Genomic DNA, 16,431 nt, shown 5'->3' with positions numbered 1-16,431 from the left:
GGGGCGGATCGACGTGGTCCGCCCCGCACTGCGCCTCGCGCTCGTGGTCGTCGCCGCCGCGCTCCTCGCCTCCGGTGTCGCCGCGCTCCGCAGCGGCCCGTCGTCCGAGGCCGGCGAGTGCATCGACAGCCGCACCCCGCAGGACCCCTTCGGCTGCGACCGCTGGGTGCTGACCGCGGCCGAGGGGGAGACCCCCTACACGGTGTGGGTCGAGGACGCCCGTGTCCGCCTCCGCTCCGAGAGCGTCGGGGGTGCGCCGACCCTGGTCGTCGGCACCGGCTGCCTCGTGGTCAGCGCCGCCTACCGGATCGACGCCGGCGTGCTGGTCCCCGGTGACGAGGTGACCGGATCCGACACCTGCTCCGACACGCCGAGCCCCGAGGCCATCCGGCTCCGGGCGCTCCTCTCCGGCCCGATGACGATCGGCGGCACCCCCGACGACGTGCTGCTGGACGGCACGGGCGGAGCCGTCGTCTTCTCGCGGATCCCGGACTGAGGCTCCCGGCGCCCTCGCGAGCCGGGGGAGCGCAGCGGATAGGATCGTCCCTCGTGGTCACCCGTCTCTCGCATCTGTTCGTCCGCACGCTCCGGGAGGACCCCGCCGACGCCGAGGTCGCGGGCCACCGCCTCCTCGTCCGCGCGGGCTACATCCGCCGTCAGGCGCCCGGCGTCTTCGCCTGGCTGCCGCTGGGCCTGCGCGTCAAGCGCCGCATCGAGCGGATCATCCACGAGGAGATGGAGGCGGCCGGCGCCCAGGAGGTGCACTTCCCCGCGCTCCTGCCCCGCGAGCCCTACGAGCTCTCGGGCCGCTGGACCGAGTACGGCGACGGCGTGTTCCGCCTGAAGGACCGCAAGGACGCCGACTACATGCTGGCTCCCACGCACGAGGAGTTCTTCACGCTGCTCGTGAAGGACCTCTACTCCTCCTATAAGGACCTCCCCCTGTCGATCTACCAGATCCAGGACAAGTACCGGGACGAGGCGCGGCCCCGCGCGGGCCTCCTGCGCGGCCGCGAGTTCACGATGAAGGACGCCTACTCCTTCGACTACACCGACGCCGGGCTCGACGCGAGCTACCAGCGCCAGCGCGACGCCTACGAGCGGATCTTCGCGCGCCTGGGCCTGGAGTACGTGATCGTGCAGGCCGACGCCGGAGCGATGGGCGGCTCGCGGAGCGAGGAGTTCCTGCACCCCACCCCCGTCGGCGAGGACACCTTCGTCCGGTCGGCGGGAGGGTACGCGGCGAACGTCGAGGCCTACCGCACGCCCGTCCCCGCAGCGCTGCCCGTCGAGGGCCTGCCGGAGGCGCGCGTCTTCGACTCGCCCGACACCCCGACCATCCAGACCCTGGTCGACCTGGCGAACGCGACGCAGCCCCGGCCCGACGGCCGCGCGTGGACCGCCGCGGACACGCTGAAGAACGTCGTCCTCGCGCTCACCGCGCTCGACGGCACCCGCGAGCTCGTGGTCGTCGGCCTGCCCGGCGACCGCGACGTCGACCTCAAGCGCGCCGAGGTGGCCTTCGCCCCGGCCGAGGTCGAGGCCGCGACCGCGGAGGACTTCGCGAAGCACCCCGGACTGGTCAAGGGCTACATCGGCCCCTGGTCGGCCGAGGGAGCCGTCCTGGGCGAGGAGTCCGCGACCGGCGTCCGCTACCTGCTCGACCCGCGCGTGGTCGACGGCACCGCCTGGATCACCGGGGCCAACGTCTCCGGGCAGCACGTCCTCGACCTGGTCGCCGGCCGCGACTTCCACGGCGACGCCACCGTCGAGGTCGCGGACGTCCGCACGGGCGACGAGGCGCCCGACGGCTCGGGCCCGATCGAGACCGCCCGCGGCATGGAGATCGGCCACGTCTTCCAGCTCGGCCGCAAGTACGCCGACGTCCTCGGGCTGAAGGTCCTCGACGAGAACGGGAAGCTCGTCACCGTCACGATGGGCTCCTACGGCATCGGCGTGACCCGCATCCTCGCCATCATCGCCGAGGCCACCCACGACGACCGCGGACTGCTCTGGCCCGCGAACGTCGCGCCGTTCGACGTGCACGTGATCGCGACCGGCAAGGACGCGGCGGCTCTCGAGCTCGCCGAGTCGGTCGGCGCCTCCCTCGAGGCCGCCGGCCGCGACGTGCTCGTCGACGACCGCCCGAAGGTCTCGCCCGGCGTGAAGTTCGGCGACGCCGAGCTGATCGGCGTGCCCGTGATCGTCATCGCCGGGCGTGGAGCGGCCGACGGGATCGTCGAGCTGTGGGACCGCCGGTCCGGCGAGCGCGAGCAGCTCCCGGTCGCCGACGCGCTCGCCCGGCTGGGCGCCTAGACCCGACACGCCGAGGGCCCCGCCACCGCTTCCCGCGGCAGGCGGGGCCCATTCCGCGTCGGCAGGATCCGCGGGTGGAACCCCGGGCCGCGTCGGGTACCCTTGAGGGCTGATCCGGGTGAGAGCCCGACAGGCGAACGATCGCGGTCACCACCGCGGCATCCAAGTGAATAGAGAGAAAGGCCCGCCCGTGGACATCGACCTGAGCGTTCTGCGACTCATGGAGCGCGAGCGCGAGATCCCCTTCGAGGAACTCGTGCAGATCATCGAGCAGGCGATCCTGACCGCCTACCTCAAGCACATCGGCCAGGCCGACGACGCCGACAAGGCCACCGCCGTCGACGCGCGCGTGCACCTCGACCGCAAGACCGGTCACGTCTCGGTCTTCGTGCCCGAGCTCGACGAGGAGGGCGCCGTCGTGGGCGAGGCCGAGGACTCCCCGCGCGACTTCGGCCGCATCGCCGCCTTCGCCGCGAAGCAGGTCATCAACCAGCGCCTGCGCGACATCGCCGACGAGCACGTGCTCGGCGAGTTCAAGGGCCGCGAGGGCGACATCGTCGCCGGCGTCATCCAGCAGGGCCCCAACCCGCGGATGATCCACGTGGACCTCGGCTCCATCGAGGCGATCCTCTCGCCCGAGGAGCAGGTGCCCGGCGAGGACTACAGTCACGGCCGCCGCATCCGCGTCTACGTCACGAGCGTCGGCCGCGGACCCAAGGGCCCGTCGGTCCAGGTGTCCCGCACCCACCCGTCGCTGGTGCGCAAGCTGTTCGCACTCGAGGTCCCCGAGATCGCGTCCGGCGTGGTGGAGATCGTCTCCCTCGCCCGCGAGGCCGGCCACCGCACCAAGATCGCGGTGCGCGCGACCGAGCCCGGCGTGAACGCCAAGGGCGCCTGCATCGGCGAGCTCGGCCAGCGCGTGCGCGCGGTGACCGCCGAGCTCAACAACGAGAAGATCGACATCGTCGACTACTCCTCCGACCTGCCGACCTTCGTCGCCAGCGCGCTCTCGCCCGCCAAGGTGACCAGCGCGTTCGTGATCGACCAGAGCCTGAAGGCCGTCCGGGCGCTCGTCCCCGACTACCAGCTCTCGCTCGCCATCGGCAAGGAGGGCCAGAACGCCCGCCTCGCCGCCAAGCTGACCGGCGCGAAGATCGACATCCAGCCCGATTCGGTGATGGACGGGGAGTGATCCCCGAGCATCGGCCGTGCGGGGGAGCGGTCCCGGAGGGGAGGGAGTAGAGTGGAAGCCGTCAGAACGTGCGTCGGCTGCCGTCTGCGCGCCCCCCGGGCCTCTCTTCTGAGGCTGGTCCTCCACTCGAACGTCCTCGCGGTAGACCCGCGTGCCGTCCGTCCTGGTCGGGGAGCGTGGCTCCACGACACAGCCGACTGCTACGAGCTCGCGGTCAAGCGCCGCGCGTTCGGAAGAGCGTTCCGGACACGCGAGAGCGTGGACGCGAGCGAGCTGGAGCAGTACGTCGCACGATCCGACCGGCTCGGCCCCTCAACCGGAGGGCCCGGAGCAGCGCACGATCACACCATAGAGAACAGGCAGAACGGCCCGTGAACTGATCATGAGCGAAGACTGATGAGCGGCTCGAAATGAGACCCGTCCGTTCGTGACGCCTGCCCCCGTCTTGGGTGCAGGCCCAAGACAGGAGAGAAGTGGCAAAACCACGCGTACACGAGATCGCATCCGAACTGGGTGTCGATAGCAAGGTCGCACTTGCGAAGTTGAAGGAGCTCGGCGAGTTCGTCAAGGGCCCGTCCTCGAGCATCGAACCCCCGGTGGCGCGCAAGCTCCGCCAGGCCCTCCAGGGCCAGGGCGGATCCACCGCGGGAACGTCGGCGACCCCGGCCGCCCCCGCCGCCGGAGCCCGTTCCGGAGCCCCGCGCCCCTCCGGCGCCCGTCCGTCCGCGCCGACGCCCGGCCCGGCCAAGCCGCCCGCTCCGGCGCCGGCACCGCCGATGTCGGTCGCCGAGCGCCAGGCGCAGGCTCAGGCAGCCCAGGAGGCTGCGGCCGCTCAGCGCGCCCAGGCCGCCAAGGACGCGCCCGCTGAGGCCGCCGCTCCGGCTCCGACCGAGGCCCCCGCGGCTCCGGCCGCCGCCGAGAAGCCGGCGTCCGGCCCGACCCCCGGCGGACCCAAGCCCGTGACCCCGCGTCCGGCTCCCGCCGCGAGCACCCCGCGCCCCGGCGGCGCCTCGGGCGGCTCCAACCGTCCCGGCGGCACCCCGCGCCCGGGCAACAACCCGTTCGCCAGCAACCAGGGCATGGGACAGCGTCCGGCCGCCCCGCGCCCCGGCAACAACCCCTTCGCCAGCTCGCAGGGCATGGGATCGCGTCCGACCCCGGGCAACATCCCCCGCCCCGCTGCTCCGCGCCCCGGCGCGCCCCGACCCGGCGGACCCGGCATGGGCCAGCGCCCCGCCGGCTTCGGCCAGCGTCCCGGCGGACCCGGCGGTGGAGCAGGACGTCCCGGCGGTGCCGGTCGTCCGGCCGGCGGCGGCTTCCAGCGCCCCGGCGGCGCTCCCGGTGCCGGTGGCGGCTTCGCCCCGCGTCCCGGTGGCGGCGGCGGTCGCGGTCGCGGCCCCGGCGGTGGAACCGCAGGAGCGTTCGGTCGCGGCGGCGGCAAGAGCAAGGCCCGGAAGTCCAAGCGCACGAAGCGTCAGGAGTTCGAGCTCAGGGAGGCTCCGTCGCTCGGCGGCGTCAGCGTCCCCCGCGGTGACGGCAGGACGGTCATCCGTCTGCGCCGCGGCGCGTCGATCTCCGACTTCGCCGACAAGATCGAGGCCATGACCGGCGTGCCGGTGCCCCCCGGCAACCTGGTCACCGTCCTCTTCGCCCTCGGCGAGATGGCGACGGCGACCGAGTCGCTCGACGAGGCCACCTTCGAGGTGCTCGGCTCCGAGCTCGGCTTCAAGATCCAGGTCGTCTCGCCCGAGGACGAGGACAAGGAGCTCCTCGAGGGCTTCGGTCTCGACCTCGAGCAGGAGCTCGACGACGAGACGGACGAGGACCTCGAGATCCGTCCCCCCGTCGTCACCGTCATGGGTCACGTCGACCACGGAAAGACGCGCCTGCTCGACGCGATCCGCAACGCCAACGTCGTCGCCGGCGAGGCGGGCGGCATCACGCAGCACATCGGTGCGTACCAGGTCGTCGCGGAGCACGAGGGCATCGAGCGCCCGATCACCTTCATCGACACCCCGGGTCACGAGGCGTTCACCGCCATGCGAGCCCGCGGTGCCCAGGTCACGGACATCGCGATCCTCGTGGTCGCGGCGGACGACGGCATCATGCCGCAGACCATCGAGGCGCTGAACCACGCCCAGGCGGCCAACGTGCCGATCGTGGTCGCGGTCAACAAGGTGGACAAGCCCGACGCCAACCCCGCCAAGGTGCGCCAGCAGCTCACCGAGTTCGGGCTCGTCGCCGAGGAGTACGGCGGAGACGTCATGTTCGTCGACGTGTCGGCTCGCGCGGGCACCGGCATCCAGGACCTCCTGGACGCCGTGCTGCTCACCGCGGACGCCGGTCTCGACCTGCGCGCCAACCCCAACAAGGAGGCACGCGGAGTCGCGATCGAGGCGAAGCTCGACAAGGGACGCGGTGCGGTCGCGACCGTGCTCATCCAGTCGGGAACGCTGCGCGTCGGAGACGCGATCGTCGCCGGAACGGCCTACGGCCGAGTCCGTGCGATGGCGGACGAGAACGGCAACGCCGTCCTCGAAGCCGTGCCGTCGCGTCCGGTGCAGGTGCAGGGACTCTCGTCCGTGCCCCGCGCCGGCGACACCTTCCTCGTCACCGAGGAGGACCGCACGGCCCGTCAGATCGCCGAGAAGCGCGAAGCCGCTCAGCGCAACGCCCTGCTGGCCAAGGCCCGCAAGCGCATCTCGCTCGAGGACTTCACCCGTGCTCTCGAGGAGGGCAAGGTCGAGTCGCTCAACCTCATCATCAAGGGCGACGTGTCCGGTGCCGTCGAGGCGCTGGAGGAGTCGCTCGTCAAGATCGAGGTCGACGACTCGGTGCAGCTGCGCATCATCCACCGCGGTGTCGGTGCGATCACGGAGTCGGACGTCAACCTCGCGACGATCGACAACGCGATCATCGTGGGCTTCAACGTCCGCCCCGACCCGAAGGCCCGCGAGCGCGCTGCTCGAGAAGGAGTGGACATCCGCTTCTACTCGGTCATCTACAACGCGATCGAAGAGGTCGAGAACTCGCTCACGGGCATGCTCAAGCCCGAGTTCGAGGAGGTCCAGTCCGGTGTCGCCGAGATCCGCGAGGTGTTCCGCTCCTCCAAGGTCGGCAACATCGCGGGTGTCATCGTCCGCTCCGGCACGATCACCCGCAACTCGAAGGCGCGCGTCATCCGTGACGGCGTCGTGGTCGGGGACAACCTGGCCATCGAGTCGCTGCGTCGCTTCAAGGACGACGTCACGGAGGTCCGTACGGACTACGAGGCCGGTATCGGTCTCGGAAAGTACAACGACATCCAGATCGGCGACGAGATCGAGACGATCGAGATGAAGGAGAAGCCGCGAGGCTGATCCGCTCCACTGGAAGGCCCGGGTCCGCCCGGGCCTTCCGGCGTCTCACGGCGCTGCCCGTGCGGGATCGGGAGTCCCCTCCCTCCCTGCGGGAGGAATCGGGGCCGCATCGTGTCTCGGAGGCGCGGACCCTCCAACGGGTGCTTCCGCACCTCCGGGCGCGGTGGACCGATCTCGGTGGGTGCGCCCGCTGAGCGGGCGTCTCCCGAGCAGGGGGCGACGGTCGGTGCCCGATCCAGCCCCTCAGCCTCCCCACCCCGATCCCCGAGTCCTCGGGGGCGGACCCCCACTCCCTCCGATCGCAGGCACGGGCGGGGAGCCGCGAGGAGGCACCTCACCCGCGCCGTCGCAGACGCGCAGTGCCCCGTCCATGCCCACGAAGCAAGGCCCCCTCCGCGCGACCGGTCGTCCGGGCGGGGAGTGGTTGAATGGCGAGCTGAACGGTTCGCCGAGAGAGATGTGAGGACCAGCCATGGCAGATCCGGCCCGGGCGAGGAAGCTCGCCGAACGTATCCAGGTGATCGTCGCGAAGCGGCTCGAGCGCGGTCTCCGCGACCCGCGCCTCGGCTTCGTCACCATCACCGATGTCCAGGTGACCGGCGACCTGCAGCACGCCTCGGTGTTCTACACGGTCTACGGCACCGATGAGGAGCGCGCCGATTCGGCCGCGGCCCTCAAGGCCGCCACGGGCATGCTCCGCACCGAGGTGGGCAGGAACATCACGTCCCGGCTCACGCCGTCGCTCGAGTTCATCCTCGACGCGGTGCCTGAGAACGCGAAGCACATCGAGGACCTGCTCGCCGCCGCGCGCAGCCAGGATTCGCAGGTGCAGTCCCTCGCCGCTCAGGCGGACTACGCCGGCGAGGCCGACCCCTACGTGAAGCCCCGCGAGGACGACGAGGACTAGGCGCCGAGCCCGAACACCGCGGAGCCCGTGGCGACGTCGACCGATTCCAGGACGACGACGACACGGGCTCCCGGCGTGAGCGGGACCGGGAGGTCGACCGTGATCTCCGGGTCGAGCAGCTGGACCGAGGATCGGGTGCGCGCCGCGGAGACGACGATCCCGCTGAAGGAGGCTCCTTCGCGACCGCGCAGGACGGCGGCCTCGACGATCGCGGTCGCCGCACGGGAGGCGGCTCCGGCCCGGCGGTCGCTCGCGGCGAGGAGAGGCGGGAGCAGGGGCAGCGCCTCGCGCAGCTGCAACGGGATCGTCCCGCCGCGGGACACCGCGAGGCAGACGGCGAGGCCGAACCGGTCCACCAGGCGCCGCAGCGGCGCGGTGACGTGCGCGTACGGCGCGGCGAGGGCCGCCTGCTCGGGGTGCTCCGGCGGGGCGCCGTCGAACGCGGTGTAGCCGGCGCCGCGGAACAGGCTCGCCGCGGCGTACATGATCGCGAGCTGCGCGGGGTCGTCGGTGTCGAGGCGACGGAGGTAGGCGCCGTACGCCTCCTCCTCGGGCCACGGAACGCCCAGCGCCGCGGCCCGGGACCGGAAGGCGGTGACGGTCGCAGGGTCGGCGTCGGGCATGGTCCGGAGGATGCCGACCCCCGCGTCGAGCATCATCGTCGCGGCCGCCATCCCGGTCAGCAGCGAGACCTGGGCGTTCCAGCCCTCGACGGCCAGGGGAGCGCGGCGCTCGACCCGGTAGCCGCCGTCGACGGCGACGATCTCCTCCTCGGGCAGCGTCAGGCTCGCTCCTCCGCGCTCGGCCTCGCGCGCCAGGCGCTCGCGCCCGAACCAGGGGAGCAGTGCGATCGAGGGGTGCGGATCGCCCGCGTCGACGCTTCTCTGCACGCCCTCGTAGTCGAGCCGGGCCACGCTGCGCACGAGCGCCCGCTCGAGGTGCACCGAGCGCGGCTCCGCCCGCTCGTCGAGGGTCAGCGTCCAGACCAGCGCTCGACGGGTCTCGTCCGGCAGGAGCGACGCGGTCCCCTCGGAGAGGACCGCGGGGTGCAGCGGGACGCGGCCGTCCGGGAGGTAGTAGGTCTGACCGCGCAGGCGCGTCTCGGCGTCGAGCGCTCCGCCGGTGCGGACGACCGCGGGCACGTCAGCGATGGCGTAGCGGAGGACGACGCCCTCCGGCGTGCGCTCCAGGTGGAGGGCCTGGTCCAGGTCGAGCGAGCCGGACGGGTCGATCGTCACGAAGGGGAGATCCGTCCGGTCGGCGCGGCCCTCGTCGTCCGCTCCGGCGTCCGCGTGCTCGGCCTCGGCCAGCGCGTCCGGCGGGAACGGGCCGGGCAGGTCGTTCTCGACGCGGACCGCGGCGAGGGCTCGCTGGACGTCCTGGGCGAGGTCGATGTCGAGGGCGCGCTCGACGGCGGCGTCGGGGCGGGGGAGGCGGAGGCGGCGACCGGTCACGGCGCCGACCCTACCCGCCTCCTCCGACGCGGACGCGGGTCAAGGGCGTCTAGGAGCCGGGGAGGAGGTAGCCGTCCTCCGGGCCGCCCGTCGCCAGGCCGTCGGCGAGAAGCCCGGCCAGAGCGCGACCGCGCTGGTCGGCGTCCGGCCAGAGCGTCTCCACCTCGGCTGCCGTGACGGGTCCGTGCGCGGCACGCAGCTCGGCGAGGATGAGGCCGCGGACCTGGCGGTCCGAGCCCTCGAACCGCTTCTGCTTCGGCTTCACGGGCCCGGTGTGCTCGGGGTACCCCTCCGCCCGCCAGCGGCAGAGGTCGCGGATCGGGCACTCGTCGCAGCGCGGAGCGCGGGCGGTGCAGACGATCGCCCCGAGCTCCATCGTGCCGGCGTTGAAGGCCGCCGCCTCGGAGAGCGACTCGGGCAGCAGCGCCGACATCGCGGCGAGGTCGGCCTTCGCGCGGGGCGGGCCGGGCTCCGCCGCTCCGTCGACCGCGCGCGCGAGGACCCGCCGGACGTTGGTGTCGACGACGGGGTGCCGCTTCCCGTAGGCGAACACGGCGACGGCGCGCGCGGTGTAGTCGCCGATGCCGGGCAGTGCGAGCAGGGTGTCGACGTCGTCGGGGACCACGTCGCCGTGCTCCTCGGCGATCGCCACCGCGCAGGCGTGCAGGCGCAGGGCCCGCCGCGGGTAACCGAGGGACTGCCAGGCGCGCACCGCCTCGCCGGGCGGGACGGCGGCGAGTGCGGAGGGTGTCGGCCAGCGCTCCAGCCACTCCGCCAGACGCGGGACGACGCGGACCACGGGGGTCTGCTGCAGCATGAACTCGCTGACGAGCGTGCCCCAGGCGGGGAAGCCCTCCCGGCGCCACGGCAGGTCCCGTGCACTGGTCCAGAACCAGGTGACGATCGCGTCGGCGAGGGCGGAGGAGGGCATCAGCCCACACTAGGCGGCGGCGCGTATCGTGGGCGGATGACCAGGTGGGCTCCGCAGATGGCCGATGTGCTCGACGCTCTCGCGGCGGAGGTGCTGCACAACTACGGTCGCGGACGGGTGAAGGTCGGGATCGACGGCGACGACCCCGCGGTGAGCGCGGCGTTCGCGCTCGACCTCGCGGAGGCGCTCCGCCGGGCCGGCAAGGACGCGATCGTCGCGCACCTCGCCGACTTCCGACGCCCCCGCGCCGATCGGGACGACCCCACCGTGCCCGAGGAGCAGCGCTCCTACGCGGCCGGCTACGACTACGAGCTCCTGCGCCGCGTGCTGCTCGATCCGTTCACGCTCGGCGGCAGCACGGGCTTCGTCCTCGCGGGCTTCGACGCGGTGCGCGACGAGGCGCGGCAGGCCCGCTGGCGGACCGCCGGCCGCGACGCGGTGCTGCTCGTCGACGGCGAGTTCGCCCTCCGGCCGGAGCTGCGCGGCGCGTGGAGCACCAGCATCCGCCTCGACACGCAGGAGCCCCCGGTGGACGCGGCGTACCGCGCCACGACGGACCCGCGCCGCCTGGCGGGGATCCTCGTCGACATCCGCGATCCGGAGCAGCCCCGGCGCCTCTTCGCCGACTCCTGCTGAGCGCCCGCCTGCAGAACGAAGGCCATGGCCGCGTCTACCCGGTGGAACGCGTCGATCGGGCCGCGCCGGCCTTCGTCGTGACGGCCGGACGCACGCCGGTCCGCCGCCTCAGACCAGGCCGGCCCGGCGGACGACCTCGGCGGGAGGCAGGAAGGCGCCCGCCCGCTCGACCTCGTGCACCAGGTCGACCAGCAGCTGGTTGACCGGCGCCTCGCGCCCGCCGCGGTGAGCGGTGCGGACCACGGCCCCGGCCAGGTGGTCGATCTCACTCGGCACTCCGCGACGGACGCTCTGCAGCGTCGATCCGGGGTTCGGCACCTCGCCCATCCGCGCGGCCATCCGTCGGGGGAGCAGCTCGACCACGGGCAGGGGAGCGGCGGCGAGGGCGCGGACGGAAGCGTTCGAGAGTCCCTGCAGAGAGCCGAAGCGGACGCCCGACGCGAGGCCCGTCCGGGCCGCCTCGCGCATCGACCGGGCGAGGACGCGCCGGAGTCCCGGATCGTCGATCGTCTCCTGGACCGAGAGCCCGGTGATCGCGGGCAGGGCGTTGACCTCGTTGATCAGCAGCTTCGTCCACTGCGCACCGGTGAAGTCGTCGGTGACGGCGGTGGGGACCGCCTCGCCGAGCACGGCGGCGGCGCGGCGCACGTGGTCGTCGGCCGGGCGGCCGGGGACGCCCAGCGTGGTCGTGGCGGGAGCTGTGACGGTCACGCGGCCGGGTTCGAGGTGGCTCGCGGCGAACAGGGCGAGAGCGCCCACGAGCCGGGCGTCGCGCACCTGCCGGGCCGCGGCGGTGAGTCCGTCCAGTCCGTTCTGGACGACGACGACGAGGGTGCCGTCGACCGTGCGGCGGTTGGTGCGCAGCGCGTCCTCGGCGTCCTGCGCCTTCGTGCAGACGAAGGCGAGATCGGGCACCAGGTCGAGGGACTCGCCGCAGCGGACCCAGGCGGTGTGCTCGCCCCACGCCCCGTCGAGCCGGATCCCCGACCGGCGGATCGCGGTGAGGTGGCCGCCTCGGGCGGTGACTTCGACGTCGTGCCCGGCGCGGTCGAGAAGGGCGGCGATGGTGCCGCCGACGGCGCCTGCTCCGAGTACTGCGATCCTCATCCGGACAGCCTAGGACGGGCGGGAGAGGGGTCCGGCTCCACCCCGGGGGTACTCCCGATCCGTCCGTGTATCCTCGCACCCGTGCTCGAGACCCCCGCCCCGGCTCCGAACGGGATCCTCCTGCTGGACAAGCCCGGCGGCATCACCAGCCACGACCTCGTCTCGCGGACCCGCCGCCGCGCGGGGACCCGGAAGGTCGGCCACGCAGGGACGCTGGATCCGATGGCGACCGGGCTGATGATCCTCGGCCTCGGCCCCTCGACGCGGCTGCTCACCTATCTCGTCGGCCTCGACAAGCAGTACGAGGCGACGATCCGGCTGGGCTCCTCCACCACCACCGACGACCAGGAGGGCGAGGTGCTCGCCTCGGCGGATCCCGCCCTCGTCGCGGCCCTCGCCCCGGAGTCGGTGTCCGATGCGATCGCCGCCCTGACCGGAGCGATCGAGCAGGTCCCCAGCACCGTCAGCGCGATCAAGGTCGACGGCCGCCGCGCCTACGCCCGCGCCCGCGACGGCGAGGAGGTCGTGCTCGCCTCCCGCCCCGTGACCGTCTCGGAGTTCGCCGTCCTGGCGACCCGCACGGTCGAGGGGTTCCTCGACCTGGACGTGCGCGTCACCTGCTCCTCCGGCACCTACATCCGCGCGCTCGCCCGCGACCTGGGCGCGGCGCTCGGCGTCGGCGGCCACCTGACCGCGCTGCGGCGCACCGCGGTCGGCCCCTTCTCCGTGGCGCAGGCCGGCGAGATCGAGGAGCTGGACGTCCCCGACGCGCTGCTGCCGCCGACGCTCGTCGCCGGCGAGCTGTTCCCGCTGCTGCGCCTCGACGCCCGGGAGGCGGGCGATCTCGCGAACGGCAAGCGCATCCCGGCCCCGGAGGCGGTCGCGGGCGTGAAGGGCCTCCTCGCCGCGGTCGGCCCGGGGGAGCGGCTGATCGGCCTCGCCGAGCGGCGCGGCACCCAGCTCAAGAGCGTCGTCAACTTCCCCACCGAGGACCTCCGGACGGCCGCCTCGTGATCGAGTGGTTCACGATCCTCCAGGTGGGGATCGCGGTCGCGGCCGGCCTGCTCTGCCTCGTGCTCGGGCTGCTCGCCCGCCGCCCCTCCGACGTCTCGGTCGGCGCGACGGCGATCGTCGAGCTGCTCCTGATCGTCCAGCTGGCGGTCGCGATCGTGTCGCCGCTGGTCGGCAACCGCCCGTCGGGGAGCCTGCCGGAGTACTACATCTACTTGATCTCGGCGCTGCTCCTGCCGCTCGCGGCCGGCTTCTGGGCGCTCATCGAGCGGAGCCGCTGGAGCACCGTGATCCTGGGCGTCGCCTGCCTCTCGATCGCGGTCATGGTCTACCGGATGCACCAGATCTGGTTCTTCCAGAACGCCTGATCCCGCCCGCCACCGGGCCCGGCCCGGCGAGCGCCTAGCATGGACGTGCGATGTCGAAACCAGCCAGCGATGCGTCCGGACGGGCCGCTCACGACCCCTCAGTCCCCTCGGCCCCCGGGAGCGGAGAGCCGACCCGTTCCTCCCGCTCGCGCGGGATCGGCAGCCTCCTGGTCGTCGTCTACGGGATCCTGGCGCTCGCCGCGACGGGACGCTCCGTCTTCCAGATCCTCGACCGCTTCGACGAAGCGCCGCTGGCGTTCTCGCTCTCGGCGCTCTCGGCCGTCGTGTACATCGTCGCGACCGTCGCGCTGATCGTCCCCGGCCGCGCCTGGCAGCGCGTCGCCTGGGTGACCATCACGTTCGAGCTGGTGGGCGTGCTCGTGGTCGGCGCTCTGAGCCTCCTCGCGCCGCAGCTGCTCGGGCTCTCCAGCGCCGACCCGTTCGGGCGCCAGTCCACGGTGTGGGCGGCCTTCGGCGCCGGCTACCTGCTCATCCCTCTCGTCCTGCCCGTGCTCGGCCTCTGGTGGCTCCGAGTGCAGGGGCGGCGCGCGGCCCGGGCGACCGCCTGATGCGCGTCGAGACCCGCCCCGGCGACCTGGCCGGGATCGGACCCTCGGCCGTCACGATCGGCAAGTTCGACGGCGTCCACTCCGGGCACCGGGCCGTCATCGGCCGGCTGCACGAGCGGGCCCGCGAGCAGGGGCTCGCCGCGGTCGTCGTCACCTTCGACCGCAATCCGCTCAGCGTGATCGCGCCGGAGAAGTGCCCGCCTGTCCTGGTCGGCAACGAGCAGAAGCTCGAGCTCCTCGCGGGGACCGGCGTGGACGCGACGCTGCTGCTCACCTTCGACGAGGAGTTCCGGGCGCTCTCGCCCGAGCAGTTCGTCCAGCAGGTGCTGGTGGAGGCGCTCGAGGCCCGCGTGGTCCTCGTCGGCTCCGACTTCCGCTTCGGCGCCCGGGGAGCGGGCGACGTCGACCTGCTGCGCGTGCTCGGCGGGCAGCACGGCTTCGAGGTGGAGCTGATCGACGACGTGCGGCCCGAGGACGGCCGCCGTGTCTCCTCCACCTGGATCCGCGAGCTTCTGGCCGAGGGCGACGTGGAGCACGCGACGCGCCTGCTCGGGCACGAGCCGGTGGTCCGCGGAGTGGTGGTGCACGGGGCGAAGCGCGGGCGCGAGCTCGGGTTCCCCACGGCCAACCTCTCGCCGGAGTCGCAGGGCCTGATCCCGGCCGACGGGGTCTACGCGGGCCGGCTCACCACCGACGGCGTCACGCATCCCGCCGCGATCTCGGTCGGCAGCAACCCCACCTTCGTCGGAGTGCCGCCCAAGCAGGTCGAGGCCTACGTGCTGGACCAGACCCTCGACACCCTCGACCTCTACGACCGCGTGGTCGACGTGTCCTTCGTCGGCCGGATCCGCGGCCAGGTGGCCTACGAGGGCGTCGAGCCGCTCATCCGCCAGATGAACCACGACGTCCTGCGCGTGCGCGAGGTCCTCGGCATCGTCTGAGTGGGATGCCGAGTGCCGCCTAGCAGGGGCCGCGGGCTCGCACCAGCGGGAGAGGCGGGAGGGGCATCGGCGTACCGTGGCCGCATGAGCGAAACCCCCTCCGACTCGGCGCGCCCCCTCGCGCTCGTCACCGGCGCGACCGGCTACATCGGCGGCCGACTGACGCCGCGCCTCCTCGAGGCGGGCTTCCGGGTGCGCGTTCTGGTGCGCGACCCGCGCAAGCTGGTCGACGTGCCGTGGGCGGAGGAGGTCGAGGTCGCCCAGGGCGATCTCGGCGATCCGGAGTCGCTGGAGGCCGCGGTCGAGGGCGTCGACGTCCTCTACTACCTCGTCCACTCGATGGGCTCGGGCAACGACCACGCCCACTTCGAGGAGGTCGAGAGCCGCGCGGCGCAGAACGTCGCCACGGCCGCGGAGTCGGCCGGCGTCGGCCGCATCGTCTACCTCGGCGGCCTGCACCCGGAGGGCCAGGAGCTGTCGAAGCACCTCCGCTCCCGCGCGGAGGTGGGCCGGATCCTGATGGAGTCGGGAGTGCCGACGATCGCTTTGCAGGCGGGCGTGATCATCGGCTCCGGGTCGACCTCCTTCGAGATGGTGCGCCACCTCACCGATGTGCTGCCGTACATGCCCGCGCCGCAGTGGGTGCGCAACTTCATCCAGCCGATCGCCGTGCGCGACGTGCTGCACTACCTGATCGGCTCCGCGTCGCTCGAGGACGCCACGCTCAACCGCACCTTCGACATCGGCGGGCCCGACGTGCTCCGCTACGGCCAGATGATGAACGGCTACGCGGTCGAGGCCGGGCTCCCGCAGCGGCCGATCGCGTCCCTGCCGGTGTTCACCCCGTGGCTGGCCTCGCAGTGGGTCAACCTGGTCACGCCGATCCCGCGCTCGCTCGCGGTGCCCATCATCGCCTCGCTGCAGTACGACTGCGTCGTGCACGAGCAGGACATCCGCGCGCTCATCCCCGATCCCGAGGGCGGGCTGACCTCCTACCGCCGCGCGGTCCGCCTCGCGCTGGGCAAGATGCAGGCCGGCGAGATCGAGACGAGCTGGCAGAACGCGGAGGTCGTCGGCGCTCCCAGCGACCCGCTGCCGAGCGACCCGGAGTGGGCCGGCCACACGGTCTACGTGGACCTCAAGGAGCGCCGCACCCACGCCGACCCGGCCAAGCTCTGGCGCGTCATCGAGGGCATCGGCGGCACCAACGGCTGGTACTCCTTCCCGCTCGCGTGGGTGATCCGCGGCTGGATGGACCGCCTCGTCGGGGGAGTGGGCCTGCAGCGCGGGCGCCGCGACTCCGCGCGCCTGCACGCCGGCGACGCCCTCGACTTCTGGCGCGTCGAGGAGATCGAGCGGCCGAAGCTCCTGCGCCTGCGCGCCGAGATGAAGGTGCCCGGCGGGGCCTGGCTCGAGATGCGCGCCGAGCCCTCCGGAGACGGCGGCTCGGTCTACACGCAGCGCGCGGTGTTCTTCCCGCAGGGCCTCGCGGGCCGGCTCTACTGGTTCGCGATCCTGCCCTTCCACGGCATCATCTTCAACGGCATGGCCAACCGCATCACGGCCACCGCGGCCGACCTGCCGGACTCCGGCGACGAGCGCTCCCCTGGCGGGCGCCGGGTGCAGCGGTGACAATGGAG

15 protein-coding genes are annotated in these 16,431 nt (G+C 73.1%); 12 read left to right on the top strand and 3 right to left on the bottom strand.

Annotated features, from left to right (window positions below):
- Nucleotides 1-13: 13 nt before the first annotated feature.
- The 6 genes from C5C24_RS00430 (at nt 14) to rbfA (ending at nt 7,774) form a co-directional block, all read left to right on the top strand.
- Nucleotides 14-496 carry a hypothetical protein gene (locus C5C24_RS00430; RefSeq protein WP_104304032.1) on the top strand — a complete coding sequence of 161 codons (483 nt, stop codon included), beginning with the start codon at nt 14-16 and terminating at the stop codon, nt 494-496.
- A 53-nt stretch (nt 497-549) separates the two neighbouring features.
- Nucleotides 550-2,316, top strand: coding sequence for a proline--tRNA ligase (locus tag C5C24_RS00425; protein ID WP_104304031.1), 1,767 nt, complete (start codon nt 550-552; stop codon nt 2,314-2,316).
- Nucleotides 2,317-2,506: 190 nt separating this feature from the next.
- The gene (nusA, locus tag C5C24_RS00420) at nt 2,507-3,508 is read left to right on the top strand and encodes a transcription termination factor NusA (protein ID WP_104225180.1); all 1,002 of its coding nucleotides are present in this window, start codon (nt 2,507-2,509) and stop codon (nt 3,506-3,508) included.
- Between the two features lie 51 nt (nt 3,509-3,559).
- Complete coding sequence (locus C5C24_RS00415) at nt 3,560-3,883, top strand: YlxR family protein (RefSeq protein WP_104277141.1); 324 nt, start codon at nt 3,560-3,562, stop codon at nt 3,881-3,883.
- Between the two features lie 98 nt (nt 3,884-3,981).
- Entirely contained in the window at nt 3,982-6,867 is a 2,886-nt protein-coding gene (gene infB, locus C5C24_RS00410) for a translation initiation factor IF-2 (protein WP_104304030.1), read from the top strand.
- A 472-nt stretch (nt 6,868-7,339) separates the two neighbouring features.
- Complete coding sequence (rbfA, locus tag C5C24_RS00405; protein WP_104223052.1) at nt 7,340-7,774, top strand: 30S ribosome-binding factor RbfA; 435 nt, start codon at nt 7,340-7,342, stop codon at nt 7,772-7,774.
- On the opposite strand, the gene C5C24_RS00400 is transcribed toward rbfA, so the two are convergent.
- Both C5C24_RS00400 and C5C24_RS00395 read right to left on the bottom strand, forming a co-directional pair.
- Nucleotides 7,771-9,228: a ribonuclease catalytic domain-containing protein gene (locus C5C24_RS00400; RefSeq protein WP_258064993.1), complete on the bottom strand. Its 1,458-nt coding sequence runs from the start codon at nt 9,226-9,228 to the stop codon at nt 7,771-7,773. The two genes, rbfA and C5C24_RS00400, sit on opposite strands and share 4 nt — an antisense overlap.
- 49 nt (nt 9,229-9,277) lie before the next feature.
- Nucleotides 9,278-10,159 (bottom strand): A/G-specific adenine glycosylase, encoded by an 882-nt coding sequence (locus C5C24_RS00395; RefSeq protein ID WP_104304029.1) that lies wholly within the window; start codon nt 10,157-10,159, stop codon nt 9,278-9,280.
- A 36-nt stretch (nt 10,160-10,195) separates the two neighbouring features.
- Here C5C24_RS00395 and C5C24_RS00390 point away from each other — a divergent pair, with 36 nt between their 5' ends.
- Nucleotides 10,196-10,795 carry a hypothetical protein gene (locus tag C5C24_RS00390; protein ID WP_146082481.1) on the top strand — a complete coding sequence of 200 codons (600 nt, stop codon included), beginning with the start codon at nt 10,196-10,198 and terminating at the stop codon, nt 10,793-10,795.
- Nucleotides 10,796-10,903: 108 nt separating this feature from the next.
- Here the strand turns inward: C5C24_RS00390 and C5C24_RS00385 are convergent, their stop codons facing one another.
- Nucleotides 10,904-11,902, bottom strand: a complete 999-nt coding sequence (locus C5C24_RS00385) for a ketopantoate reductase family protein (RefSeq protein WP_104276505.1) — start codon at nt 11,900-11,902, stop codon at nt 10,904-10,906.
- A gap of 81 nt (nt 11,903-11,983) precedes the next feature.
- On the opposite strand from C5C24_RS00385, the gene truB reads away from it, so the two are divergent.
- From truB to C5C24_RS00360, 5 genes are all read left to right on the top strand, one after another.
- Complete coding sequence (gene truB / locus C5C24_RS00380; protein WP_104304027.1) at nt 11,984-12,916, top strand: tRNA pseudouridine(55) synthase TruB; 933 nt, start codon at nt 11,984-11,986, stop codon at nt 12,914-12,916.
- Entirely contained in the window at nt 12,913-13,281 is a 369-nt protein-coding gene (locus C5C24_RS00375; RefSeq protein ID WP_104304026.1) for a hypothetical protein, read from the top strand. Before truB ends, C5C24_RS00375 begins: the two co-directional genes overlap by 4 nt.
- A gap of 50 nt (nt 13,282-13,331) precedes the next feature.
- Nucleotides 13,332-13,850, top strand: a complete 519-nt coding sequence (locus tag C5C24_RS00370; protein ID WP_258064992.1) for a hypothetical protein — start codon at nt 13,332-13,334, stop codon at nt 13,848-13,850.
- Nucleotides 13,850-14,791, top strand: coding sequence for a bifunctional riboflavin kinase/FAD synthetase (locus C5C24_RS00365; protein ID WP_104276507.1), 942 nt, complete (start codon nt 13,850-13,852; stop codon nt 14,789-14,791). The genes C5C24_RS00370 and C5C24_RS00365 overlap by 1 nt, the downstream gene beginning before the upstream one ends.
- Nucleotides 14,792-14,875: 84 nt before the next feature.
- On the top strand, nt 14,876-16,423 hold the full coding sequence (locus tag C5C24_RS00360) for an SDR family oxidoreductase (RefSeq protein ID WP_104276508.1): 1,548 nt from the start codon (nt 14,876-14,878) through the stop codon (nt 16,421-16,423).
- Nucleotides 16,424-16,431: the final 8 nt, after the last annotated feature.

Origin of the sequence: Rathayibacter sp. AY2B3, assembly GCF_002931755.1 — a bacterium.
Lineage (GTDB): Bacteria > Actinomycetota > Actinomycetes > Actinomycetales > Microbacteriaceae > Rathayibacter.
The sequence above is the reverse complement of the archived record's forward strand: the minus strand, read 5'-3'. Positions and strand labels throughout refer to the sequence as shown.

Bases quoted from the DNA above. Each gene is read 5' to 3' on its own strand.
- rbfA (WP_104223052.1), top strand. From the start codon at position 7,340: ATGGCAGATCCGGCCCGGGCGAGGAAGCTCGCCGAACGTATCCAGGTG.
- C5C24_RS00395 (WP_104304029.1), bottom strand. From the start codon at position 10,159: ATGCCCTCCTCCGCCCTCGCCGACGCGATCGTCACCTGGTTCTGGACC.
- C5C24_RS00390 (WP_146082481.1), top strand. From the start codon at position 10,196: ATGACCAGGTGGGCTCCGCAGATGGCCGATGTGCTCGACGCTCTCGCG.
- C5C24_RS00385 (WP_104276505.1), bottom strand. From the start codon at position 11,902: ATGAGGATCGCAGTACTCGGAGCAGGCGCCGTCGGCGGCACCATCGCC.
- C5C24_RS00370 (WP_258064992.1), top strand. From the start codon at position 13,332: ATGTCGAAACCAGCCAGCGATGCGTCCGGACGGGCCGCTCACGACCCC.
- C5C24_RS00365 (WP_104276507.1), top strand. From the start codon at position 13,850: ATGCGCGTCGAGACCCGCCCCGGCGACCTGGCCGGGATCGGACCCTCG.
- C5C24_RS00360 (WP_104276508.1), top strand. From the start codon at position 14,876: ATGAGCGAAACCCCCTCCGACTCGGCGCGCCCCCTCGCGCTCGTCACC.